The sequence below is a fragment of the Pacificimonas flava genome (genome assembly GCF_000342165.1).
In the GTDB taxonomy this organism is placed as follows: domain Bacteria; phylum Pseudomonadota; class Alphaproteobacteria; order Sphingomonadales; family Sphingomonadaceae; genus Pacificimonas; species Pacificimonas flava.
The window spans coordinates 405,284-428,364 of the sequence record NZ_AMRV01000001.1 but is presented as its reverse complement, the minus strand read 5'-3'; the positions used below and the strand labels follow the sequence as shown (position 1 = coordinate 428,364).

22 protein-coding genes are annotated in these 23,081 nt (G+C 61.3%); 8 read left to right on the top strand and 14 right to left on the bottom strand.

Going from position 1 to position 23,081, the window contains the following annotated elements; translation table 11 throughout:
- Complete coding sequence (locus C725_RS01945; protein WP_008599821.1) at nt 1–735, bottom strand: cytochrome c oxidase assembly protein; 735 nt, start codon at nt 733–735, stop codon at nt 1–3.
- A 114-nt stretch (nt 736–849) separates the two neighbouring features.
- On the opposite strand from C725_RS01945, the gene C725_RS01940 reads away from it, so the two are divergent.
- Nucleotides 850–1,569, top strand: coding sequence for a ZIP family metal transporter (locus C725_RS01940; RefSeq protein WP_008599819.1), 720 nt, complete (start codon nt 850–852; stop codon nt 1,567–1,569).
- 334 nt (nt 1,570–1,903) lie between these two features.
- Here C725_RS01940 and C725_RS01935 read toward each other — a convergent pair whose 3' ends face one another.
- Entirely contained in the window at nt 1,904–2,545 is a 642-nt protein-coding gene (locus C725_RS01935; RefSeq protein ID WP_008599818.1) for a retropepsin-like aspartic protease family protein, read from the bottom strand.
- A 318-nt stretch (nt 2,546–2,863) separates the two neighbouring features.
- Between C725_RS01935 and C725_RS01930 the strand changes: the two genes are divergently transcribed.
- The 3 genes from C725_RS01930 to C725_RS01920 all read left to right on the top strand — a co-directional run bounded on the left by C725_RS01930 (nt 2,864) and on the right by C725_RS01920 (nt 5,775).
- On the top strand, nt 2,864–3,328 hold the full coding sequence (locus tag C725_RS01930) for a DUF305 domain-containing protein (protein ID WP_038281280.1): 465 nt from the start codon (nt 2,864–2,866) through the stop codon (nt 3,326–3,328).
- The gene (locus C725_RS01925; RefSeq protein WP_008599814.1) at nt 3,325–3,819 is read left to right on the top strand and encodes a DUF6692 family protein; all 495 of its coding nucleotides are present in this window, start codon (nt 3,325–3,327) and stop codon (nt 3,817–3,819) included. The genes C725_RS01930 and C725_RS01925 overlap by 4 nt, the downstream gene beginning before the upstream one ends.
- A 162-nt stretch (nt 3,820–3,981) precedes the next feature.
- Nucleotides 3,982–5,775, top strand: a complete 1,794-nt coding sequence (locus tag C725_RS01920; protein ID WP_038281032.1) for a thiamine pyrophosphate-requiring protein — start codon at nt 3,982–3,984, stop codon at nt 5,773–5,775.
- Nucleotides 5,776–5,796: 21 nt separating this feature from the next.
- On the opposite strand, the gene C725_RS01915 is transcribed toward C725_RS01920, so the two are convergent.
- From C725_RS01915 to C725_RS01865, 11 genes are read right to left on the bottom strand one after another with little or no spacing between them, the layout of a single operon-like run.
- Complete coding sequence (locus C725_RS01915; protein ID WP_038281030.1) at nt 5,797–6,066, bottom strand: cytochrome C oxidase subunit IV family protein; 270 nt, start codon at nt 6,064–6,066, stop codon at nt 5,797–5,799.
- A gap of 6 nt (nt 6,067–6,072) precedes the next feature.
- Nucleotides 6,073–6,708, bottom strand: coding sequence for a cytochrome c oxidase subunit 3 (locus C725_RS01910; protein ID WP_008599807.1), 636 nt, complete (start codon nt 6,706–6,708; stop codon nt 6,073–6,075).
- The gene (locus C725_RS01905) at nt 6,701–8,362 is read right to left on the bottom strand and encodes a cytochrome c oxidase subunit I (RefSeq protein ID WP_008599806.1); all 1,662 of its coding nucleotides are present in this window, start codon (nt 8,360–8,362) and stop codon (nt 6,701–6,703) included. The genes C725_RS01910 and C725_RS01905 overlap by 8 nt, the downstream gene beginning before the upstream one ends.
- Complete coding sequence (gene coxB / locus C725_RS01900) at nt 8,359–9,312, bottom strand: cytochrome c oxidase subunit II (protein ID WP_008599805.1); 954 nt, start codon at nt 9,310–9,312, stop codon at nt 8,359–8,361. The genes C725_RS01905 and coxB overlap by 4 nt, the downstream gene beginning before the upstream one ends.
- Complete coding sequence (locus tag C725_RS01895; RefSeq protein WP_038281028.1) at nt 9,309–10,106, bottom strand: SCO family protein; 798 nt, start codon at nt 10,104–10,106, stop codon at nt 9,309–9,311. Before C725_RS01895 ends, coxB begins: the two co-directional genes overlap by 4 nt.
- The gene (locus C725_RS01890; RefSeq protein WP_149864494.1) at nt 10,106–10,726 is read right to left on the bottom strand and encodes a hypothetical protein; all 621 of its coding nucleotides are present in this window, start codon (nt 10,724–10,726) and stop codon (nt 10,106–10,108) included. The genes C725_RS01895 and C725_RS01890 overlap by 1 nt, the downstream gene beginning before the upstream one ends.
- Nucleotides 10,719–11,795, bottom strand: a complete 1,077-nt coding sequence (locus C725_RS01885; RefSeq protein ID WP_149864493.1) for a hypothetical protein — start codon at nt 11,793–11,795, stop codon at nt 10,719–10,721. The genes C725_RS01890 and C725_RS01885 overlap by 8 nt, the downstream gene beginning before the upstream one ends.
- Nucleotides 11,785–12,324, bottom strand: a complete 540-nt coding sequence (locus tag C725_RS01880) for a c-type cytochrome (RefSeq protein WP_008599800.1) — start codon at nt 12,322–12,324, stop codon at nt 11,785–11,787. The genes C725_RS01885 and C725_RS01880 overlap by 11 nt, the downstream gene beginning before the upstream one ends.
- Nucleotides 12,321–14,333, bottom strand: a complete 2,013-nt coding sequence (locus C725_RS01875) for a quinol:electron acceptor oxidoreductase subunit ActD (protein WP_008599799.1) — start codon at nt 14,331–14,333, stop codon at nt 12,321–12,323. The genes C725_RS01880 and C725_RS01875 overlap by 4 nt, the downstream gene beginning before the upstream one ends.
- Complete coding sequence (locus C725_RS01870) at nt 14,330–17,266, bottom strand: TAT-variant-translocated molybdopterin oxidoreductase (protein WP_008599798.1); 2,937 nt, start codon at nt 17,264–17,266, stop codon at nt 14,330–14,332. Before C725_RS01870 ends, C725_RS01875 begins: the two co-directional genes overlap by 4 nt.
- Nucleotides 17,263–17,919 carry a cytochrome c3 family protein gene (locus tag C725_RS01865; RefSeq protein WP_200858572.1) on the bottom strand — a complete coding sequence of 219 codons (657 nt, stop codon included), beginning with the start codon at nt 17,917–17,919 and terminating at the stop codon, nt 17,263–17,265. The genes C725_RS01870 and C725_RS01865 overlap by 4 nt, the downstream gene beginning before the upstream one ends.
- A 487-nt stretch (nt 17,920–18,406) precedes the next feature.
- Here C725_RS01865 and C725_RS01860 point away from each other — a divergent pair, with 487 nt between their 5' ends.
- The gene (locus C725_RS01860) at nt 18,407–18,817 is read left to right on the top strand and encodes a VOC family protein (protein WP_038281025.1); all 411 of its coding nucleotides are present in this window, start codon (nt 18,407–18,409) and stop codon (nt 18,815–18,817) included.
- Between the two features lie 233 nt (nt 18,818–19,050).
- On the opposite strand, the gene eda is transcribed toward C725_RS01860, so the two are convergent.
- Nucleotides 19,051–19,674, bottom strand: a complete 624-nt coding sequence (gene eda, locus C725_RS01855; protein WP_078056094.1) for a bifunctional 4-hydroxy-2-oxoglutarate aldolase/2-dehydro-3-deoxy-phosphogluconate aldolase — start codon at nt 19,672–19,674, stop codon at nt 19,051–19,053.
- 311 nt (nt 19,675–19,985) lie between these two features.
- Here eda and C725_RS01850 point away from each other — a divergent pair, with 311 nt between their 5' ends.
- From C725_RS01850 to C725_RS01840, 3 genes are read left to right on the top strand one after another with little or no spacing between them, the layout of a single operon-like run.
- Nucleotides 19,986–21,032 (top strand): TRAP transporter substrate-binding protein, encoded by a 1,047-nt coding sequence (locus tag C725_RS01850; protein WP_051051183.1) that lies wholly within the window; start codon nt 19,986–19,988, stop codon nt 21,030–21,032.
- A gap of 1 nt (nt 21,033) precedes the next feature.
- A complete protein-coding gene (locus C725_RS01845) occupies nt 21,034–21,684 on the top strand; it encodes a TRAP transporter small permease (protein WP_008599791.1) in 651 nt (216 codons plus the stop codon).
- A complete protein-coding gene (locus tag C725_RS01840; RefSeq protein WP_008599790.1) occupies nt 21,684–22,970 on the top strand; it encodes a TRAP transporter large permease in 1,287 nt (428 codons plus the stop codon). The genes C725_RS01845 and C725_RS01840 overlap by 1 nt, the downstream gene beginning before the upstream one ends.
- Nucleotides 22,971–23,081 lie beyond the last annotated feature (111 nt).

Genomic DNA, 23,081 nt, shown 5'->3' with positions numbered 1-23,081 from the left:
TCAGTTTCCGGCGAAGCCACTCGGTTTCAAAAGCGGATGCACCGTGCGGGCCCCTGCGAGCAGGAAGAAGAGCAGACCCGGAACCCACATCAACAGCCCGCCCAATTGCTGGTCGGCAAGCGGCGTCAGTCCCCAAACCGGGGCCGTTGCCAGATGCACCGCGAAGAGAGGCCGGGTGGACATGGCGAAGACGGCGCCGAGTAGTCCCATCTGGATCGAGCTTGCGGCCCCCACCGCGAGGACGGGCAGGGCACGTTCAGGCCGCACGTCGAGCAGTCCCTGCCAGAGCAGGATCGCGCTTCCGAACAACGATACGTGCATCGACCAGTAGACAAGATCGGATCGGAACGTGGCGCTGTAGGGGGCGGGCATGTGCCAGAACCATAGGGCGGCGGCGAAAAGAGCCGCGGCACCCCAAAGGCCGCGTATGGACCCGCGGGAGGGCAGGCCAAGCGCGATCAGCGGGGCAGCGACGAGCGCCAGGATCATGTGCTGCCCGATCCGCGCGGAGAACAGGGATACGCTGAGCGCGCACAAGGGCGAAAGGAAACAGAAGGCGGCAATTGTCCATCCGAGCGCAGGCAGCGACAAAGCCGCGCCTTTCCGGTGAAGACGCGCCAGATGCAGGCCCGCCAATCCGGCCAGAGCGACGGCAAGCAGAGGATCGAAGTTCCAGCGCGCCAGCAAGGTCACAGGGGAGGGCGGCAGGCCGCAATAGGCGACAATATCCGTCATGTGCGAACCTTTCCCTACTCCCATGTCGTTGCACAAGCGAGGAACGCTGCGTCGGGTTCTTCGAGGAATGCGTCTTCGACCCGATCTTCTGCCAACTCTACAAGGATTGTTCAGTTGCAAGACCTGATCCCGATTGTCGCGCTGGCGCTGCTTCCCGCTGCGGGAACGATGATCGGCGGCGTAATCGCCGAATGCAGCCGTCCGCCCGACTGGTTCGTCGGCACCGCGCTTCATGCCGCCGCCGGCGTCGCCATCGGCGTTGTCGCCATTGCACTCATCCCGCGTATCCTCGTCGGGGGAGAGGTTGCCGTAAGCGCGCTTCTGCTCGCCTGCGGTATGCTCGCGGCGTTCCTGCTTGCGCGCGGATTTGGCGGCGGACGTTCGGAACGGCAGGGAAAAGCGGCTGGCCTGATGGTTGCGGCAACGGTTGCGGCCGATCTCGCCGGCGATGGCCTGATGACGGGGGCGGGTTCGGCTGTCGCCTCGCGCCTCGGTCTGATTTTGGCTGTCAGCCAAATTCTCGGCAATATGCCAGGAGGCTTCGCAGCCATCGCAAACTTGCGCCGAAGAGAGTTGCCGCGAAGCCGCCGGCTCCTGCTGATCGGCGTCATCCCGCTGATCGCGCCACTTGCTGCCGCTGTGGGATTCATCACGCTGAGGGGAGCAAGCGAGGCGATACAGGCCGCTGCGCTCACGCTCATGGCAGGATTTCTGCTGCTGGCGACCGTGGAGGACGTTCTGCCGGAAGGCGACCGGCCGCGGCCGCCGCGGCGCTATTCAACAGCGGCTTTTGCGGCAGGCTTCGTAGGGATGTTCGCGTTTGCCTCGAGCTGAAATCACCCTCGCCCCCTTTCGTCCGCCCGAAGCTGCGTCTGTTGAAGCGGCGGCGACCTGGAAGGTTTGTCCACCGGCCGCGCATCCACGGTCGATCGCGCGTAGCTGCTGATGACCTGCCGTGCACTGCTCGTTAGGCCGGAGGCATGATGGTTTCCGCGCGTGTTGCATCGGTATCTCTGATGACGCTGTTCTCGGCCTGTACAGCCGGCCCGGATTTCGTGCGACCCGCGACACCGAAAGACAGCGGCTATGTCGCCGGGAACGTCCCTCGCGACATCGACCGGACATCGATCCTCATCTGCCGCATGACTTGCCATGGGCGAGCGCCGTTTCAGCCCTCTGCGTCCCCTTCCGCAGCGGGAACCGTCCCCTCCTCGGGCTCCAGTATCAGTGTCTGACCCTCTACGCGCCAAGAGGCGAGTTGTGACAGAAAGTTCATGCCCAGCACGTCCATGGTGCCGAGTGCAGGTGAAATGACGACCTTGAGATCACGGGCCTCGATGCCGCCGATGCCCAGGGTTTCCACAGTGCCGGTCTGCGCCTGCACCGTGCCTGCCGCGGTGCGCATCATGACCGGCAGCAGGCCCTCACCGTAGTCCACGCCCGCCAGGTCCGCCGTCTCTTGGGAAAGTGCGGTGACCGTCGCGCCGCTGTCGATCAACATGCGCCGCTCGGTCCCGTTGATCGAGACGTTCGCCCAGAAATGCCCGTCGCGCGCCATGGAGATGCGCACGGTTTCTCCGTTGACCTGCTGGCCGTGAAGGCCAAGCCATGAGGTCAGCCGGGAAAGATTGGGATCGAAGGGCGCCTGCTGGAGCAGCAGGAACAGGCACAAGGCAAGCAACGCGAAGGAAAAGAGCGATCGAACGACGCGCCCGACATAGGGAATGTTGAAGATCAGGATCAGGAGCAATGCGCCGCCTGCGGCGTAGAGCGCAAGCTGCTGCCATTCGGGATTGGTCGCAATCGGCATATATTTCTTTCGCGCCGGGGATTGGCTTCCCCTTCGAACCTTCCGGGGGCGTGTAAGCTCCCGTTCGATCGATAACTTCCAACGCTGGCAAGGGGTGCGGGCTGCGTTCTCGCGCTCGGTCGCCCAGCGGTTTCAACGCGACGTTCCGTCGTGGCTCAGGGGAACCATTGCGCCGCGAACATCGCTGGGGTTTCAGTGCCGCAGGGTGACGAGCGCAGGATATGCATGTGAGCAGGCCGAAGGGAGGGCAGACCAGTGGAGGAGCATGACGAGAAATCCTCTGGCGGCGGTGGCGGAAACTATTGGCGGTTCATGGCAATGGTCGCGACCTCCACGGTCATCATGTTCTTCCTTATGTATGCCAACACCTATGACGCGGATCACATATTCTGGAGCGAGACGCGCTTTTGGATGATGTTCGTGATGGGCGCGATGATGATGGTCGTCATGCTCCTCTTCATGTGGGGCATGTACAAGGACCGGAAAAAGAATTTCATCATCCTTGGTGTTGCCGCACTGGTCTTCGCTGTTGCGCTTTGGCTGGTGCGAAGCCAGACGACGATCAACGACGTTGAATATATGTCGGCGATGATCCCCCACCATTCGATCGCGATCATGACGAGCGAGCGGGCGCATATCCGCGACCCGCGCACGCGTAAGCTGGCGCATGACATTATCCTGGCCCAGCGGCGGGAGATCGCCCAGATGAAGTATCTGATCGCCGACATCGAGGAGAACGGCGTACGGACCACCGAGCGCCTGCCGGAAGCGACCGAGAAATGAAGCTCTCAATTCTTTTGATCGCAGCGACGCTGGCGCTTGCGGCGTGTAATCAGAACACCGCCATCGGCAACGACCGCGAGGCTGAACTGGAGCCGGCGGCCCCGGCTGCGCCCATCGAAAACGCTGCCGATGCGCTGCGGGGCATCGCGGTTGCTCTCATCAAGCCCGAGACCATGTCGCCCGCCGATATCGCTGCCGTCGGCGGACGCAACGAACGCTGCGCCGTCAAACTGACCGAAGTGGCGTTCCCCTCCTTCCTCTACGAACCGAATGGCGGCGGCGTCATCAAGCTGAACGGAAGGCTGATCGAACTGCCGCGGCAGGGAGAGAACCGCTTTTTCGACGGCGGTCTCCTCGTCGTCCTGAGGCCGGCAAGCGGGGCGGGCAATGCAGGCCTTCCGCAGATGGAAATGATCGTCGTTCCGCCAGAAGCAAAGGATGAGATCGGCTATCGCGGCTACGTCCAATGCTATGGAAAAAATGAGACATGATCCGGAGAGATAATCGGGCTGCGTAACCGCACGCCCAGCCTATGCGCCTCCTCGGCGGTGCCGGCGGCTTCCCTTGGATTCCAGGCCTGCCATCATGCTTTTCGGAACAGGCAAAACCCCGAGCGGTTCCTCTGATACAGCCAGCAAATCGAGGACCTGAATATGAGTCAAACCGTGGGCGACTTCTTCTGGAAACGGTTGCATGACTGGGGGGTGCGGCGGATCTTCGGCTATCCTGGCGACGGCATCAACGGTCTGCTCGGAGCGTTGCAGAGAACCGGCGACATGTTCGAGTTTGTGCAGGTTCGGCACGAGGAGATGGCCGCGTTCATGGCCTCTGCGCACGCCAAGTTCACGGGCGAACTTGGTGTCTGCCTTGCCACGTCGGGACCAGGAGCGGCGCATCTGCTGACGGGCCTTTATGACGCGCGGCTGGATCACATGCCTGTCCTTGCCATTGCCGGTCAGCAGGCGCGGACCGCCGTTGGCGCGCATTATCAGCAGGAACTCGACCTCGTTTCGATGTTCAAGGACGTGGCCGGCGCATTCGTGGCGCAGGCCTCGGTCCCCTCTCAGGTCCGGCACCTGACCGATAGGGCGGTTCGTATCGCCCTGGGCCAGCGGCGGGTCACCGCGCTGATCTTTCCGAACGATCTGCAGGAAATGGACATGGAGGAGCCGCCGCGTGCGCACGGCTCCGTCTTTTCCGGAATCGGCTGGTCTGCGCCGAACGTCGCCCCTGCCGACGCCGACCTTCAGCGCGCCGCCGAGGTCCTGAACGCCGGAGAGCGTGTCGCCATGCTCGTGGGCGCCGGCGCGGGCGGTGCGGCGGAAGAGGTCGAGGCCGTGGCCGATACGCTCGGCGCGGGCTGCGCGAAGGCGCTCCTCGGCAAGGATGTGCTTCCCGACGACCTTCTTTGGGTCACCGGCTCCATCGGTCTTCTCGGGACGGAGCCGAGCTGGAAGCTGATGCAGGAGTGCGATACGCTTTTGATGCTCGGCTCCGGCTTTCCCTATTCGGAGTTCCTGCCGAAGGAGGGCAGCGCCCGCGGCGTCCAGGTGGATCTTGATCCCGGCATGCTCTCGATCCGCTACCCGATGGAGGTCAACCTGACGGGCGATGTCGGGGCGACGCTTGCGGCTTTGAAACCGCTCCTGAAGCCGAAGACGGACAGCGCCTGGCGGAAGAAGATCGGCGAGTGGAATGAGGATTGGTGGCAGACCCTCGAAAAGCGGGCCATGGCCGGCGCCGATCCGGTCAATCCGCAGCGGGTGTTCTGGGAATTGTCTCCGCGCCTGCCGGAAAACGCCATGGTGACCTGTGACAGCGGTTCCGGAGCGAACTGGTACGCCCGCGACGTAAAGCTGAGAGCGGGCATGCGAGCGTCGCTGTCTGGCGGTCTCGCCTCGATGGGAGCGGGCGTTCCCTACGCCATCGCGGCGAAGTTCGCCTATCCGGACCGCCCGGTCGTCGCCCTGGTCGGCGACGGCGCCATGCAAATGAACAACATGGCCGAACTGATCACCATCTCGAAATACTGGCGGTCATGGAGCGATCCGCGCCTGGTGGTCATGGTGCTGAACAATGAGGATCTGAACCAGGTGACCTGGGAACAGCGCGTGATGGAGGGAAATCCGAAATTCGAGGCGACGCAGACGATTCCCGACGTTCCGTACCACAAGTTCGCCCAGATGATCGGGCTGGAGGGCATCTATGTCGACAAGGCCGAAGATGTCGTTGACGCGTGGGACCGCGCCCTCTCCGCGAAGGTGCCGACGGTGCTGGAGGTGAAATCGGATCCGAACGTGGCCCCGCTGCCGCCGCACATCAAGCTGGAGCAGGCCAGGAACTTCATGTTCTCCATGGTCAAGGGCGACGACAATGCAGCCGAGGTCGTGAAGGACACGGCGCGGCAGATGTTCGGCAACGTCCTGCCCGGCGGGAACAAGGATTGAGGGGCTTGGGACGTTGCAATCTCAAGTTCGGGTAAGGAGATCGCTGCTCATGAGGAGGAGCAGGATCAGCAGCCACAATGCCCCTCCGACGGCCGCCAGTCGCAGCAGACCGGTATCTTCCCTCAGGTGCATGAAGAACCAGAAAATCAGCGATGCCTTGGCGATGGCGATAGCGATGCTGACGAACGGCTTCGCTGGCCCCAGTGGTAGAAAGGCCGCGGCAACGGTCATCGCAAGGAGCAGGATCAGGGCCAGCCATACGAGGGCGAAGGTACGTATCTGTGCAGACATGGCTTGCTATCTGGCCAGATAGAAGACGGGAAACAGGAACACCCAAACGACATCGACGAAGTGCCAGTAGAGACCCGTGACTTCAGCAGCAATGGCGCGTCCGGGCACGGGGATGTGCCGCCGAAAAATGCGCCAGGCAGCAGTCCATATGGCGGCAATGCCGATGGTCATGTGAAGGGCGTGCAGCCCCGTCGCGACATAATAAAGGTTCAGGAACAGAAACTCGGCATTGTCCTTGAGCGGCCTTGCATTGCCGAGGAACGGCATCAGTCCTTCGCTGTACTCCTTCTGATATTCCAGCGCCTTGATGCCGAGGAAGATCACGCCCAGCATGCCCGCGGCAGCGAACAGGGTCGCGGAAAGGGCGGCACGCCCAAACCGCGCTGCGGCCACAGCGACCGCGACCGCCAGGCTCGATGTCAGGAGAATGACCGTGTTGGCGGTGCCCAGCCAGATCTTCAGATGCTGCGCTGCGCTGCTGACGGCGTGCGGATGTTCGATGCGCAGGGCAAGGACCGCCGCAAGCAGCCCGCCGAACAGCATGATTTCACTGGCCAGGAAGAGATACATGCCCATCAGGTCGGCACTGCGCTGCTGCGCCGCCTGATGATACGGGTTTCGCAGACGAACCTCGTCAGTCACGGCTGGCCGGATGTTTGAGAGGATAGTGATAGGGGCCTTCCACCACGACCGGCACCTCCTCGAAATTATGCTTCGGAGGGGGAGACGGAACAGTCCATTCGAGGCCGGTCGCGCCCCAGGGGTTGGTTTCAGCGGGCTTTCCCCACCGCAGCGACCATCCCAGATAAAAGACCGGCAGCATATAGCCCACCGCCAATATCGACGCGCCTGCCGATGAAAGAAGATGAAGAACCTGAAATTCGGGATCGTAGCTATGATAGCGTCGCGGCATACCAAGATAGCCGAGAAGAAATTGGGGGAAGAAGGTCATGTTGAACCCGCCGAAGATGAGGACAGCGGTAAGACCGCCCCACATCTTGGTATAGTCACGGCCGGTGATCTTGGGCCACCAGAAATGCAGAGCCCCGAAGAAGGCGCTGACCGTGCCGCCGACCATGATATAGTGGAAATGCGCGACGACGAAGTAGGTGTCGTGCAAGTGCACATCGACCGCCAGCATCGCCAACATCAGTCCGGTCATTCCGCCTATGACGAACAGGCCGATAAAGGACATCGCAAAAAGGAAGGCAGGGTCGAAGGAGACCGAACCTTTGTAGAAGGTGGCCGTCCAGTTGTAGACCTTTATGGCCGAGGGCACGGCAACTGCGACGGAGAGCAGAGAGAAGATGGCGCTGGCGTACATCGACTGGCCGGAAACGAACATGTGGTGCCCCCAGACGAGGAAGCCGAGTGCCGCTATAGCCATCGAGGAATAAGCGATGAACCAGTAGCCGAAGACCTGCTTGTGCGCAGCGGCGGCGACCAGTTCGCTGACCACCCCCATGGCAGGAAGCAACATGATGTAGACGGCCGGATGGCTGTAGAACCAGAAGAGGTGCTGGTAGAGTAGCGGATCGCCGCCGAGCGCCGGGTCGAAAATGCCGACCCCCAACATCCGTTCCGCCGCCAGCAGGACCAGGGTGATCGACAGAACCGGCGTCGCCAGCAGCAGCACCAGGGACGTTGCGTAGTGCGACCAGATGAACAGCGGCAGACGTCCCCAGGTCATGCCCGGCGCCCGAAGCTTGTGAACGGTCACGATGAAGTTCAGACCCGTCAGGATGGACGAGAAGCCGACGATGAAGACCGCGCTGAGCGCCGCCATGACGTGACCATTGGCAAACATGGTCGAGAGCGGCGTGTAGAAGGTCCAGCCGGTGTCCACTCCCCCCGCGACAAGCGAATAGAGCGTGAAGAACCCGGCGATTACGTAGATGTACCAGCTGAGAAGATTGAGGCGCGGAAAGGCGAGATCCCGCGCTCCGATCATCAGCGGTATCAGGAAATTTCCGAACGTGGTGGGGATGGACGGGATCAGGAAGAACCAGACCATGATGACGCCGTGCATGGTGAACGCCCGGTTGTAACCGTCGCTCGTCAGCAGGTCGGCGGAGGGCGTTGCCAGATCGAGCCGCATGAGCACCGCCGCCGCGCCGCCCACGACGAAGAAGAACATGATCGCCACCATGTAAAGAATGGCGATGCGCTTGTGATCGGTCGTGAAGAACCAGGATTTCAGGCTGTATCCAGCGCGCAGATAGCTGACCTGTTCCTCCGGCGTCTCGCGGGGCGGGGGTGGATCGGCGCTTTCCTGCAGCGGCGAAGCGTCGCTCATTCCTCTTCTCTCCAATCCTCGGCCCGCGTATTCCGTATGAAGGCCGTCAGGGCGATGAGGTCCTCTTCCTCGATGACGTTGCGAAACGTCGGCATGATGGGCGGATAACCCGCCGCGATGGCCCGGTGGGGAAAGAGGATGCTGTCGCGAATATATTGATCGTCCGCGATAATCGTTTCACCGCTTTCGAGAGATACTGGACGTCCGTAGAGACCGGCGAGATCGGGTGCTTTCACGCTGGACGCGGGCCCGTGGCAGCCGCTGCAACCATATTGCCGAAACAGCAGCTTGCCGCGCTCCGCGAGGCTCTTGTCCGCGCCGGACCGGCTCAACCATTGCGCATAGTCGCGCGGGGTCTGCACGACGATGCGACCGCCCATGACCGCGTGATTGGCGCCGCAGAATTCCGCGCACCGCAATGCGTAAGTTCCAGGTCTGTCGGCGGTGAAGGAGAGCGTCGTGTATCGTCCCGGCAGAACGTCCTGCTTCAGACGCAGGGCAGGGAGGTACAGGCTGTGAATGACATCCTGCGAGGTCAGCGTGATCTTCACCGGCTCACCCGCGGGAACATGAAGTTCGTTGATCTCGCGCTGACCGCCCGGATGATGGCTGAACTTCCACATCCATTGCTTGGCCGTGCCGCTGATCTCCAGGGCGCCGACCGGCTCCGTCTGTGCGTCCACGTAGAGTGCCACGCCCCAGGCGAAAAAGCCGAGGACGAGCAGAAACGGACCTGCCGCCCAGGAGGTTTCTAGCCACACCGAACCGCGCGTTCGGTGAGTGCGGTCCACATCGCGGCCGCGGCGATACTTCAGCGCGAAGATGCCGATCAGAATAAAGACCGGCAGGACGAGCAGCACGGTGAGTGCGCTAAACCCCAGGAACAGCCGGTCCACCTGTTCGGCATATGCGGAGGCCTGTGGCGGCCAAAGAGGCGTAACGAAGCTCATTCCGTCCGCCGCGTTCGCAACAGGGCGCGGCCGAGGAAGAACGCCAGCACCAGGACCGTCAGCCCGCCCGCTACCCTCAACATCGTCTGCACCAGTGAATTGTAGCGGCCGGTCGTGGGATCGTAATGATAGCAAAGCAAAAGCAGCTGATCACCGAAATCGCCGATGGCGCCCTCGCCAGCCTCCGTTAGCGCAAGGCGAAGATCGTTCGGTTGCGGCGCCACACCGTAAAGCCAGCGCACCAGGCGTCCGTCGCTGGTCAGCACGGCGACGGCGGCCACATGGGCGAACTGGTTGATGCTGCTGTCAAAGGCGTAGCGGTAACCGAGTGCATCGGTAACGGCGCGGATTGCCCCGGCATCGGCGGTGACGGCGTGATAGGCGTCCGTACTCACCAGTTTTCCGTTGCCGGTTTCAGAGAGTTTTTTCATCTCGGTCGCCGCCTCGGCCGGGCCTTCGCGCGGGTCGATGCCGAAGGAGACGATCTGGAAATCCTTGCCCGGCTGGTACTGCTGATTGGCGATGGCAGCCCGGAGGCCGCCAAGCGTGACGCCGCAGATATTGGGACAGTCGTGCAGAACCGGGGCGAAGACGATCGGCTTTCCGTCCGTCAGCTCCGCAAGCGTGACGCTTTCGCCATCTGCGGTGGTCACCCTCGTGTCCAGCGGAATGCGCGCTCCCAAACGGTCGTCGATGCCGGCGCGCCCGAACGCATCGAACGGGGCCTGCGCCAGGGCGGCGCCCGAGACAGCGAGCAGGAGCAGCAGTGCCAGCAGATCATAGGTTCGTTGCATCAGCGTTCCCACGAGGTCCCCGGTTGGGCGTCCTCTACGCGTAAGGCTGCGGGCGGCGGCTCGGTCATGTCACGGCGCGTTTTCGGTAGCATCTGTGCCGGACCCACTTCATCGGGACGCACAAGCGTTCCCGCATCCGGGCTCGGCCAACCGTCGGCAGCCAGTTCGGCCATTGCTCGCTCGATACGGGTGCCGGCATTGCGCGGCGTTTCCTGCGGGCCTCGGTAGCCGGGCACCTGCACCCGAAGGTCAGCCCAGCCCGGCGGCACCTCGAAATCCGCCGGCTTTTGAACAAGCGGGCGCTCGGCGAGTGCGGGGCCGGACGGCCGCTCCCGGTGCCTGTCATAGGAGAGCAGCCAGGCGACGACCAGCGCCGTCACCGCCATGAGTGCGAGCAGACCGGCGCCGGCGGCCACGACGCCGTGGGGGGACACATCGGACGTTTCATAACCGCGCCGATACTCTTCGGCCGCGATGTCGCCGGGTTTGCCGCGCTGCATTTCCGGTTCGGCATCTTCCCGAGCCGCCTCTTGCCGTTCAGGCTCGCGTCCCGAGGCTTCGGGGCGCTGCAGCATATCCCGCTTCGCATCGTCATTCTCGGCTGACTGAGACTTAGCCATGGTATCGCCTGCCAGCACGCTTGGGCGCGCGAACGAAGACCCGCCAGGCGAAGGTCCATTCATATGCCCCGGTGAACAGCAGCCCCATGCCTGCTGCGGCACAAAGCGTGAGGATCGAGGAGGACATGACATCGGTGCCGGCAGGCAGAATCAGCCACAGCATTTCGATGGTTTTGCCGATCAGCACAAGCACTGCGAACGCGAGAAGAGCGGCTATGCAGTCCCGGACCGGTTTCAGAAGCAGCAGAACAGCCGGAATGGCGTGCAGCGCCGCGATTGCCCAAAGAACCAGGTTCCAGCCGCCGCCCGCCCGCGCCTCATACCAGGACACGCCCGCAGGCAGATTGCCGGACCAGATGATAAAATACTGCATGAAAGCGAGATATGCCCAAAAGAGGATGATCGTCAGCATCAGTGAGCCGATGACGCCCGGGCGTCTCAGGCCCGCGCCGCCCCGCAGCGCCGCAATGCCAGCCGCCATGAAGGCAATGCAGATTTGTACGGAGATGAAATACAGGCCGAAACCGGAGGATTCGAAGCCCGGATCGAGTGACATGACCCAGAGGGCGGCGACGAACGTATCGACAAGGACGAAACCGATGATGCCAATGACGGAAACGCGCGTGCAATGTCGGCGGCGCAGCAGCAGCGTTCCGAGAAGAAGAAGGCACCCGAACCAGGCGACGCTGATCAGCAGAAAGACCGGCCATGACAGAAAGATCGCCGGGAACGACTTTTCAGGAGGATTGGCGATCCAGTCATAGAGCAGCGGCATTCCGATCAGGATGGGCAGAAACAGGACGGCGGCGAGGGGAAGCAGCATGATGGCCGCCTCCGTCTGGACGGTAAGTTCGTCGTGCCAGAAGCCCGGAACGAGCTGCATGACCATGCGAAGGCACAGACCGCCGATAGGAATGCTCGCCGCGAGCAGAAAGGCGGTTTGCCACGCCAACAGCGCCGATCTTCCGATCCAGAAGGAGGCGACGAGAACGCCGACGCAGAGCGCGGCACCGGCCAACAGGTATGGCCAGGGCGGCCTTGGCGTACGGATTTGAACGCTATCGGGCATCCGGCTGCGTCCCGATTTCTGTCCGGGGAGCGGAGGCGGTGTTCCCATTCCCGCCGCCATCATAGGCGAGTTGCAGCGCGCGGACATAAGCGGCAATCGCCCATCGGTCTGCGGGGGAGACGCGGTCGGCATAGGAATACATGACGCCGTAGCCATCGGTAATCACATTGAAGATGTGAGCCGAGCCGGCGCTGCGAAGCCTCTCCGAGTGGAAACTCGGTGGCTGCGGGAAACCATGAGCCGGAACGACGCCGCGTCCACTGCCCGATTCCGCATGACAGGCCACACAGTAAATTCCGTATCGTTCGCGGCCCCGCTCCAACAGCGCCAACGACATTTCTGGCCGTTCCCTATACGCCGCCAACCATTCAGGGTCCTCTTGCGCAAGGGTTCCGGTCGGCGGCAATTGCATGACCTTGCCATCCTCGAACAATTCCCCTTCGCCATAGGGATCGTAGCGCGGCTGGTCGCTCATCTCATCGCAGGCGGCAGACAGGAGCAGGAGAAGGCAGCAGACGAGACGTGTCATGCCTGCGCCCCGCGAACAGGAACGTCGACAAGGCGTACGGGATTGCAGTTCGAAAGAAAATCGCGCGCGCTGCCGGTGCGCGAGCCGTCGTCGGGCCGCAACAGAAGAAAAAATCTGTCCACAGCGGAAAAATGAAACTCTTCGACGTCGAAGAGCGGATGATTGAGACGGGGCAGGCGGTTCAGGATCAGCATTGAGAGCACACCCGCGACCACTGCGAACAGGACCATCAGTTCGAAGGTGATCAGCATGAATGCGGGCGGCGCGATCACGGGCCTGCCGCCGACGTTCAGGGGGAAATCGAGGTTCGTGAAAACCTGCATGAAATAGCCGGAAAGCGCCCCCACAATCCCTCCAGCGAGCATGATAAGCGGAACGCGTCGATCATTACAGCCAAGGGCGGCGTGCAATCCCTTCACCGGAAAGGGCGTATAAGCCTCTGCATTGGACCAGCCAGCCTTGCGGGCGGCGGCGGCCGCAGCGAGGAGCCGCTCCGGATCGTCGAATTCCGCCAGCGTACCGTAGACCTTCTCGGTAGGCGGCGGCAGCGGCGAGTCGTCCGTACGATCCCCGCTTAAACGGCGGGGGCTCTCATCATGACCGAGCGCCCCTTGGCTCAAATGCTCCGTTCGTTCCCGAATTTGGCGGCGAAACTCTTCATGCTCGAACAATGCCTTTTTCACTTCAAACGCAGAGATCATCGGCAGGAAGCGGACGAACAAAAGAAACGGCACCAAGAAGACGCCGATCGTCCCGGCATACAATGTCCAGTCCCAGACGCTTGCGGCGTAGTCGCCCCAGGAGGATACCAGCCAGTCGCGGTAGAGCGAGGTGACGAGGAGCATGTAGCGTTCGAACCACATGCCAATGGCGACCGACAAGCTTATGAGAAACAAGGCGATGGGGCTGGTCCGGAACCGCCGCTGCCAGAGCAGCTGCAACGGCACAAAGTTGCAGATGATCGCGCCCCAGTAGCTCCACCAGTATTGCCCGCCCATGCGGTCGGCGAGCGTCTGCAGCCCATGAGGTTCGCTGGCGTAATAGGTGCTGAAGAGTTCCGCGACGTAGCCGTAGGCCGTCATCAGACCGGTGGCCAGCAGCAGCTTGGCGAGCAGATCGAGATGCCTGGAGGTGATGAGGTCGCCCAGCGCAAAAGCGCGTCGCAGCGGCACGGTGATGATGGACACTACCGCGAAGCCAGAAAAGGCGGCGCCGGCGACGAAGTAGGGCGGGAATACGGTGGTGTTCCAGCCGGGAATCGGACCGGCCGCGAACAATAGCGAAATTTCGGAATGCACCGATACGACGAGAGGCACGGCGAGGGCAGCCGTAATGCGATAACATTGATTCCACCGCCACCAATGGTGCGCCGATCCCCGCCAGCCAAGCGCCAAAAGCCCGTAGAAGATTTGCCAGCGGCGTTTCTTCGCGCGTTCACGGGCCGATGCGAAATCGGGGATGGCGCCGATATACCAGAACAGCACGGAGACGATCAGGTAGGTCAGCACCGCGAAGAAATCCCAGGTGAGGGGGCTCTTGAACTGCGGCCAGATGTCCATGGTGTTGGGATAGGGGGCCATCCAGTAGAACAGCCATGGCCGGCCCAGGTGCAGGATCGGATAAAGCCCGGCGCAGACGACGGCGAACAAGGTCATCGCCTCGGCAAACCGGTTCAGCGAATTGCGCCAATCCTGGCTCAGCAGCAGGAGGAGCGCCGAGATCAGCGTTCCGGCATGACCGATGCCCAGCCACCATACATAGTTGGAGATGGCCAGGCTCCAGTTCACGGGAATATTGTTCCCCCAGACGCCCACGCCGTTCGCGAACAAGACGCTGGCCGAGACGAAGAACAGCGCCAGAAGGAAGAGGCCCGCCAGCATGAACAGCCACCAGTTCCGGCGCTGCGGATAATCCAGCGGAATTCGCACGATTTCATCGGTGATGCCGGCGAAGCGCGCATCCAGGGCCTTCGCCCAGCCGCGCTCCTTCGCAGGCGCCGCAGGGGTCATTTGCCCTCTTTCTCGATGCGCGCGAGGTAGGTCGTCCGCGGCCGGGTATTGGCCTCTTCAAGCAAGCTGTAGTCGCGCGGCGATGCCTTGCGCCGGCTGACGGCGGACGCGGGATCGGTAATGTCGCCGAACACGATCGCGTCGGTGGGGCATGCTTGTTGGCAGGCCGTCAGCACCTCACCATCGGCGATGCTCCGATCCTCCAGCTTGGCGGCGATGCGGGCTTCGCTGATTCTCTGCACGCAATAGGTGCATTTCTCCATGACCCCGCGATCGCGGACCGTCACATCCGGATTTCGCGCTGCCTGCACGGACGGCGGGTCATTGCCTGTCAGGTCGAACCAGTTGAAACGGCGCACCTTGTATGGACAGAAGGACGAGCAGGTTCGCGTGCCGATGCATCGGTTGTAAATCTGCTGGTTCAGGCCGTCCGGGCTGTGCGTGGTCGCATTGACGGGACAGCCCATTTCGCACGGCGCCTGCTCGCAGTGCATACAGGGCACGGGCTGGAAATGGTGGCGGGGATTGTCGGGTCTGCCCTCGTAATAGCGGTCGATGCGCAGCCAGTGCATCTCCCGGCCCTTGGCGACCTGATCCTTGCCCACCATCGGAATGTTGTTTTCCGCGTTGCAGGCGCTGACGCAGGCGTTGCAGCCGATACAGACGTCGAGATCGATGGACATGCCCCAATTGGGGGAACCCTGCGGATAGTCCGTATAGAGGGAAGGGTGCTCCGCCTGCTTCGAGGCGGCGCCTTCGGTGACCTGCTCGGGCGTGACGGACCGTATGAAATCGAACCCCTCCATGGCGAAATGAAGCTGGGTCGTGGCCAATTTCATGCTGGCGCCGGTCGGATGCAGCGAGGCGCCTTCGGCAAAGGCAGCCATGCCGGATGTGCGCAGGGGGTAAACATCGAAGCCGACCTTCTCCTGAACCTGACCGGCAGCCGTGCGGCCATAGCCGAGGGTCAGGGTCAGGGTTCGAGCGGCCTGGCCGGGGACCACCGAGACGGGTCCGTCAATCGTTCGCCCACCCAGTCTGATTTCAGCGATATCGCCGTCTGAAAGCCCCTGTTCGCGGGCGAGGGCAGGACTGATCTGGATGACATTGTCCCAGACGAGTTTGCTCAGTGGGCGCGGCAGTTCTTGAAGCCAGGCGTTGTTTGCGAAGCGTCCGTCCCAGACGCTGGCGTCGGGACGAAATTCCACCGTCAAAGGTGCACCTGCAGCAACGGCCTGCCGCTGCGGTGCGCTGCTATTCTCGAGAAGGTCTGGGACAGGCGACAGAGGCGCCGGAGCGCTATCTTCCACATATCCTTGTAGAAGCGCTGCGCTCCAGGCCTCCTCGAAGTCGCCGCCGCTGGCGGTTTCGCGCCAGGTCTCGCGCACCATTTCATAGCCGCTCGTGTCGAGGTCGCCCAGCAGGATCTGTAGCAGCCGGTGCGGCGAGCGGCCGCCAAAGAAGGGCCGCACCAGAGGTTGCAGGATCCCCGCATGGCCGTCGACAGCGCGTCCATCGCTCCACATTTCGAGATCGTGCAAGAGCGGCGCATGCCAGTGGGCTTGGGCGGCCGTTTCGTCGTAGTGAAGACCAGCGTGGACGACAGTCCCGACCCTTGCCAGCGCTGCCGCGAAGGGAATGTCGGCGGGCGCGCTATAAACCGGATTGGCGCCGAGAATTGCGAGAGTCGTCACACGACCCGCTGCCATATCCCGGGTCAGCGCTGCCAGCGAGTCCTCTTGCGAAGGCAGGACGGCGAGCGCCTCGGTGAATTGGACGGTGCGGCCAATATTCCCCAGGCGCTGGTTCACGCGCAGGGCGATCGCCTGCACGCTCGCCGGCTGCGCGGGACCGACTATGAAAAGAGACCGCCCCCTGCGCCGCAGAAGCGCGGCAGCCGCAGCCCGTACGAACTCCGTTTCTTCGGTGCTGAGCGGGATGTTCCCATCCCCGCCGGCGTCCAAAGCGAAGCCGATTGCGGCCGCCAGTGCCTCGGTGCGGTGCGGCTCGGCTATCAGGCGGCGGTCAGCCGTCACGCCTGTCAGGGAGGGGCTGGCTTCCGCGACAAGGAGCCTGCATTCGCCAACTCCGTTTTGGAAGCCGGCTCGCCGGGCCGACCATTGCCGCGCGTGCAAGACCTGCCGCGGGCCGGGACCGAGAATGTCGGCATCCAGACAAACCGTAGCCTCTGCTTCGTCCAGACGGAAATGCTGCTCGAGCGGACGTCCGAAGGCAATGCGCGATGCTTCGTAGCCGGATGCGTCGACCGGTTCGAATTCGTGCCACCGCGCCTTTGGCATGGCAGCCCGCATGGCAGCCAATTGCCGGGCGAGGGTAGGCGAGGTGCTGCGGCCGATGAGAATTCGAAATCCTTCACCATCCACCGCCTTGGCCTGCGCCGCGGCTGAGATCGCCGCTGCCTCGAAGGCCTGCCAGTCGGTGGGCCGTCCCCGCTCGCGCGGCGTCTGCGAACGATCCGGATCGTAAAGGCCAAGAATAGCAGCCTGCGTGAAGGCATCGGTGGCGCCCCGGCTGGCGGGATGATGGGGATTGCCCTCCAGCTTCGTCGGCCGACCCTCGTGCGTCTCGCCCAGAACGGGCTGAGCGAACCCGCCCATCGTCACAGACGTGGCGTAGTGGCGGGCCTGCCCCGGCAAGGCAAACTCTGGCGCTTTTACGTAGGGGAGGGCTCTTTCGTCCGGTACGCCGTCGCATCCCGCTACGCCTGCAAGGGCCAATGAAGCGCCCATGACCTTGAGAGCCTCGCGGCGGCTGGGGCCACTTGGTGGCGGCTCGAGCGCCGGAAACTCGCGCGTCAGAAACCTGCGAAACTCGGGCGTGCTCGATAGGTCGTCGAGACCGCGCCAGAAAGCGCGGCCGCGTCGACCAGCCAGCCGCTCCTTAAGCATGGCAAGATCTTTATCGCCGGTCATCTGTGGCAGGTGGTACAGGAGACGAGCTTTTCGGGCTCGATGTTGTGCGCCGCCATGGCCTCTGCCCCATATTCAGGATGTTTTTCCTGCCAATCACCCCAATCCATGACAGTCGTCATGTTCGGCGGCCGCAAATGGGGCGCCGGGTCTCTGTGACATCCCAGGCAGAACTCCATCTGAAACGGCTTCGCGCGGAACGTAATCGGCATTCGGTCCACGCGCCCGTGACATTCGACGCAGGCAATTCCTCTATCGATGTGGATCGAGTGATTGAAATAAACGTAGTCCGGCAGCGCCGAAACACGGTTCCACCTTATGGGCAGATTCTTGGCCATACTTTGGCGAACCGGCGCGAGTTCAGATGCGTCGGTGTAGAGCTGCGAATGACATGTCATGCAGGTGTGGGTCGGGGGGAACCCGGCATGGGCGCTGTTTTCCACACTTGCATGGCAATAGCGGCAGTCGAGACCCAGGCCCGCGACATGGTGTTCATGGCTGAATGGTACCGGTTGCTCTTGGACCCATCCGCGCTTCGTGGCAAAGCTGGATTCCGCGTGACCGCTCAGAAATGCGAGTGAACCGAGGATCAGAACGATGACCACGCTCACGAACAAGCGGAGTCTGGTGTCGGCAGACGGCGTGAATATCTGCACGATTCTCTGCCCCCTTTCCGTGTCAGCTCGGTCTTCGCTGCGGCTGACCTGGACACTATGACGACCGCGTCCGTGACCCGCCTGATATGCGCGGTATCTCCTGCCCTCGCTATCCGCATTAACCTGCTTTCTCAACCGGAACAGCATTGCCGCTCGGGGGCAGGGGCGTAAATAGACGCCGTCTCGGCGACCGGCTTGAAGGGGTACGCTAGCCCCACGAGACGAAGTGATTTGGGGTAGATGGCACGTCGAATGGCCGTGCGTCTTCGCGCGGCATCCTTAGCGCCCGCTCAAGCAAAATTGGCCTATACTTGATAGACTCGAAACAAGGAACTTCCGCATATGTAGCGCGACTAGACCGATCATAATGACGACCCAGGATTATTATGCACCGAATTCGACGGTGCAGAGGATATTCTGAAGGTTTGGTGGTTCCCTCATCAGTCGACGATTTGCATATGATTGCCGCTTGGGTAGGAACTTTTCGATGACCAGCTTTATCCTGAACATCGATGTGCCTTGTGTCGAAGCCGGTGCTAACTTCTATACGGCCGCCTTCGGGCTCAACATCGGACGGGGTTTCGGCAGCAGCGTCATTGAACTCTTAGGGGCTGAGACGAAGATTTACCTGTTGGAGAGGCGCGCTGGTACAAGTGCTGGGCCAGGCAGCAATCGCGTACGCAGGTACGAACGGCATTGGTCACCCATACACTGGGACTTTGTGGTCCAAGACATGGATGAGGCAGTTGCGAAAGCACTTGACGCCGGCGCGATCCAAGAAAGCGAGACCCGCGGAGCCGTTTATGGAAAAATAGCTATGTTTGCAGATCCGTTCGGCCACGGCTTTTGCCTAATTGAGTTCAACGCTCAAGGATATGACGCGCTCAACCAGGGATAAGGTCGGGCGGAGGACCCGTGTGTGGACGACCTCCGCTGGCGGCTTATTTTGAGGTTTGACCTTCCGCTGGTCGGAGCGGCCATCTTTCTTTGTTCTGAGAGGAGAAACGCCAGACTCCTTATAGCGCTTGATCGTTTTGTACGTAGTCTAGCGGAATACAACGAACGGAGCCGGCAAGTTCTTCTACCGGATGGAAAAAACAGGCGGGATGTCAAGCAAAGCACGGTCTTTCATCAATCTAAATATCTTCCGATATTTGAAGCCATTGCGGCGCGCCCTCGGATGTTCGGGAAATCAGGACTGCCTTTTGGAACCAGCCAGCTGCCGCCGACACATAGGACTTGGTCCAGCGACAGCCAGTCCGGTGCGGTGCCCATCGTAATGCCGCCTGTTGGACAGAAGGATACTTCGCCGAACGGCGCGGACAGAGCCTTCAGGGCGGGAATGCCGCCGCTCGGCACTGCAGGGAAAAACTTGAAATGCGTCAGCCCGTGATCGAGGCCCTTCATAATATCCCCCGCATTGGAGACGCCCGGCAGGAACGGGATGTTCATGTCGATGGCGGCGCGGGCAAGGGTGCTGGTCAAACCGGGAGAAACGATGAATTCACTTCCGGCGTCACTGGCCCGTTGGAGATCATCGGCATTTTTCACGGTTCCGGCACCGACGACCGCACCATCCACTGACCTCATCTCACGAATCGCGTCGAGCGCCACTTTGGTGCGCAGCGTGACCTCAAGAACATGCAGGCCGCCCGACACAAGTGCTTCGGCCAGTGGTCTTGCATGCTCTAGACGCTCGATAACGAGCACCGGAATCACTGGTGCGGTCCGCATAATCCGGTCGATGGTGGTGATGAGCGTTACTCCGTCTAGGAAACCGGTGTCTTAAGCTAGAGAGGAGCTTCGCATCGTCAAGCGCACAAACATGTTCAGGTGATCGAAAGCTCTATCGCTTCCGCGGGAGGAGAGACTGCATCTGGGCACACGCGATTCAGAATATTGCGATGAGAGCAGAGCCAGCGACCCAAAACAGCATTGAGAGAATACGTGCTTCCGGGCCAATTCCTGTCCCCGAGACTGATTCCACATTTCGTCTGGTAACCGGTGTCACGATATGCCATCTTCATTTCAAGTCAGCTCAAGGCTGCATCTGATGGGGAGGAATTATGAATGCGGGTGGGGTGTCCAGACCTGTGGCATCAGGGAGAAAGGGTGCGCTGTGGCGTCCGGATCGCCGTCAGTTTCTGACCGCTTCCATTCTTTTGGCGGGATCAAGCGGATGTACCCCATCTCCCACCCGCACCTTGCGCGCCGCTGAATTCCATCCGGAGGATTACCCGACATCGAGAGCGTTGCTCGACATGGGGCGCAGGCTGGAAGGCTATTCGAATGGACGCATGAGGCTGAAGCTTTATCCGGGCGGACAGCTGGGCTCGGAACGCGACACGCTGGAACTTGCAACTTTCGGTGGCATCGATCTCAACAGGGTCGCCCTGGCTCCCCTCAACAGTATAGAGCCGCTGACGATCGTTCCCTCGCTTCCTTTCCTGTTCGACGACGAAGCTCACATGCGCCGTGCCATGGATGGAGCGCCCGGAGAGGATGTTCTGAAGTCGCTGGCACCGCACGGATTGATTGGCCTTTGCTTTTACGATTCCGGTGCGCGGTCAATTTATAATGTGAGCGGTCCGGTCAGACGCCCGGAAGATCTGAATGGTCTGAAGGTTCGTGTGCAGAGCAGCGATCTTTATGTCAGTTTGATCGAGGCGCTTGGCGCCAACGCGACCCCGATGCCTTTAGGCGAAATTTACCAAGCGCTGGTACAGGGGGTTATTGATGGTGCGGAGAATAATTGGCCAAGTTTTGAGAGTACCAGACATTATGAGGTCGCACGCTATTACAGCCTGACGCGTCACGTTATTGCGCCTGAGGTCCTGGTGATGTCCCGGACCGTCTGGGAAAATTTGAGCTCGTCAGACAGGGACATCATTCTCAAAAGCGCACGCGAATCGGTATCGGTGATGCGCGGCCTTTGGGACGAGAAGGTAGACCAATCCCGGCAGACTCTGGCGCAATCGGGCGTTCAGGTTAACGAGATCGACGATATCGGAGCATTCGTCGAGCGCGTACAACCGGTATGGAAACGGTTTGTCACTTCTCCTGCACAGCGCGCGCTGGTCGATGCGATCCGGGCAATGAGCACGGCGGCGTGATATGCAACTATTCGATCGAATAACCCGCATCAACGATCGCTTGGCCAGCATTTTGCTCTGGATCGGGGGCGCCGGGCTCGTGCTGATGACGGTTATAGTCGGATGGCAGGTGTTTGCCCGGTATGTGTTGAACGCGAGCCCGAACTGGTCGGAACAGCTCACGCTCCTCTTGATGATCTGGTATGCATTGCTAGCCGCCGCCGCCGGTTTTCAACAAGACTTTCACATCCGGATCGCAGCCCTGCACGCGCGACTGCCGGAGCGTGGGGCGCGGTCACTTCGTCTTGTTGTGGAAGCCCTTATCGTTGCGGTCGGCCTGCTATTCATTGTCTGGGGCTTTGACCTCGCAGCCACCGTGCGCACGCATGTGATCCCTGCGCTCGGTCTTTCGCGTTTCTGGGCCTATTTGCCGCTGCCGATTGCGGGGGCTTTCATCACGCTCTTTGCTGGAACGCGGCTTCTGGGCGAGATTCTCCGTCCGGGATTTGCTGCGCACGATGAACCGACCGCCGGCGAGCAAGCGGCTTCCGACGATCCGGAAGTTGTTCCGACGGTTCGCGAATCCAGGGCGTCGCATAAACCGCGGAAGCCCGATCACCCCCCGACCAGGGGAGCCAGCCGCACGCGCCGCCGGCACGAGGATGATATTTGATGGAACTCCCGCTGCTTCTGATCAGTCTTGCGGTTCTGCTGGTTGTCGGGATGCCGGTGGCCCTGGCCCTGTTCATATCTGCGGCGATCACGTTGATAGCTCTTGATATTCCGCTGGCCGTTTCGCTTCAGCGGCTGACCGCGGGCATCAACATCTTTTCTTTGCTTGCCATTCCGTTCTTCATTTTTGCCGGCGATTTGATGTACCGGTCCGGCATCGCACGGCAGCTCGTAAGCATTGCCGAAGCCTCGGTGGGCCGCGCCCGCGGCGGTTTGGGGCAGGTCAACATCGGGGCTTCGATGCTGTTTGGCTCCGTTTCCGGATCGGCGATCGCGAATGCCTCTGCAATGGGCTCAACCATCTCTCCTATGATGCGCGACAAGGGTTATGATCGCGATTATGCGACGAATGTGAATGTCACTGCGGCTATCGTCGGCCTGCTTATCCCTCCATCGCACAACATGATCATTTATGCTGCTTCCGCAGGCACTGGGGTTTCCATTGGCGATCTGTTTCTGGCGGGAATCTTCCCGGGGATTCTGACTGGCGGGCTTCTTATGCTCGTTGCCTGGCGCGTAGCGGTGAAGCGGGGCTATGCTGCGGGTGTCTTCCCGGGTTGGGGGGCGTTCCTGAAGGCGTTGGTGTATGCGCTGCCCGGGCTGATGACGGCCATCATCATCATAGGCGGCATATTAAGCGGCATTTTCACCGCCACCGAGTCCTCGGCGATAGCTGTGATCTATACTGTCGCGGTTGGCGCGGCCGTCTACCGCACCGTCGGCTTTATGGAATTTCAAGAAAGCGCAATGGCGTCGGTCCGTATCACCGCGATGGTATTGCTCATTATCGGGGCAGCGAGCAGCTTTGGCTATGTACTTGCCATTCTTGAGGTGCCGACCGAGCTTGCCAGACTCATCGCGGCGATCACCGATGATCCGATACTCGTTCTACTCATCGTGAATGCCATGCTGCTCGTTCTTGGCACGTTCATGGATATGTCGCCACTGATCGTCATCACAACTCCGATTTTCCTCCCGATCGTTTCCGCTATCGGTATTGATCCAGTACATTTCGGAGTGATCATGATGCTGAACCTCGGGGTCGGCTTAGTGACACCTCCGGTTGGATCGGTGCTGTTCGTTGGCGCTGCGGTTGGCGGGATCAGCGTTGAGCGTACCATTCGGACAATATGGCCATTTTACTTTGCTTTAATTGGGGCGCTCATGCTCATCACATACATTCCAGGAATATCGATGACTTTGCCCGACTTCTTCGATGCCAGGTAAGATTCCGGACTGATTTTGGCGGGCAAGGCGCGAAAATCAGACAGGCTGTTGACACCGGTATCTTTTAATGACACCGGTAGTCCAAAGATGCAGTTAATGCACAGATAAAAA

Excerpts from the sequence above, each read along its gene's own strand:
- C725_RS01945 (WP_008599821.1), bottom strand. The coding sequence starts at position 735 with ATGACGGATATTGTCGCCTATTGCGGCCTGCCGCCCTCCCCTGTGACC.
- C725_RS01935 (WP_008599818.1), bottom strand. The coding sequence starts at position 2,545 with ATGCCGATTGCGACCAATCCCGAATGGCAGCAGCTTGCGCTCTACGCC.
- C725_RS01930 (WP_038281280.1), top strand. The coding sequence starts at position 2,864 with ATGGTCGCGACCTCCACGGTCATCATGTTCTTCCTTATGTATGCCAAC.
- C725_RS01925 (WP_008599814.1), top strand. The coding sequence starts at position 3,325 with ATGAAGCTCTCAATTCTTTTGATCGCAGCGACGCTGGCGCTTGCGGCG.
- C725_RS01920 (WP_038281032.1), top strand. The coding sequence starts at position 3,982 with ATGAGTCAAACCGTGGGCGACTTCTTCTGGAAACGGTTGCATGACTGG.
- C725_RS01915 (WP_038281030.1), bottom strand. The coding sequence starts at position 6,066 with ATGTCTGCACAGATACGTACCTTCGCCCTCGTATGGCTGGCCCTGATC.
- C725_RS01905 (WP_008599806.1), bottom strand. The coding sequence starts at position 8,362 with ATGAGCGACGCTTCGCCGCTGCAGGAAAGCGCCGATCCACCCCCGCCC.
- coxB (WP_008599805.1), bottom strand. The coding sequence starts at position 9,312 with ATGAGCTTCGTTACGCCTCTTTGGCCGCCACAGGCCTCCGCATATGCC.
- C725_RS01895 (WP_038281028.1), bottom strand. The coding sequence starts at position 10,106 with ATGCAACGAACCTATGATCTGCTGGCACTGCTGCTCCTGCTCGCTGTC.
- C725_RS01890 (WP_149864494.1), bottom strand. The coding sequence starts at position 10,726 with ATGGCTAAGTCTCAGTCAGCCGAGAATGACGATGCGAAGCGGGATATG.
- C725_RS01885 (WP_149864493.1), bottom strand. The coding sequence starts at position 11,795 with ATGCCCGATAGCGTTCAAATCCGTACGCCAAGGCCGCCCTGGCCATAC.
- C725_RS01880 (WP_008599800.1), bottom strand. The coding sequence starts at position 12,324 with ATGACACGTCTCGTCTGCTGCCTTCTCCTGCTCCTGTCTGCCGCCTGC.
- C725_RS01875 (WP_008599799.1), bottom strand. The coding sequence starts at position 14,333 with ATGACCCCTGCGGCGCCTGCGAAGGAGCGCGGCTGGGCGAAGGCCCTG.
- C725_RS01870 (WP_008599798.1), bottom strand. The coding sequence starts at position 17,266 with ATGACCGGCGATAAAGATCTTGCCATGCTTAAGGAGCGGCTGGCTGGT.
- C725_RS01860 (WP_038281025.1), top strand. The coding sequence starts at position 18,407 with ATGACCAGCTTTATCCTGAACATCGATGTGCCTTGTGTCGAAGCCGGT.
- C725_RS01850 (WP_051051183.1), top strand. The coding sequence starts at position 19,986 with ATGAATGCGGGTGGGGTGTCCAGACCTGTGGCATCAGGGAGAAAGGGT.
- C725_RS01845 (WP_008599791.1), top strand. The coding sequence starts at position 21,034 with ATGCAACTATTCGATCGAATAACCCGCATCAACGATCGCTTGGCCAGC.
- C725_RS01840 (WP_008599790.1), top strand. The coding sequence starts at position 21,684 with ATGGAACTCCCGCTGCTTCTGATCAGTCTTGCGGTTCTGCTGGTTGTC.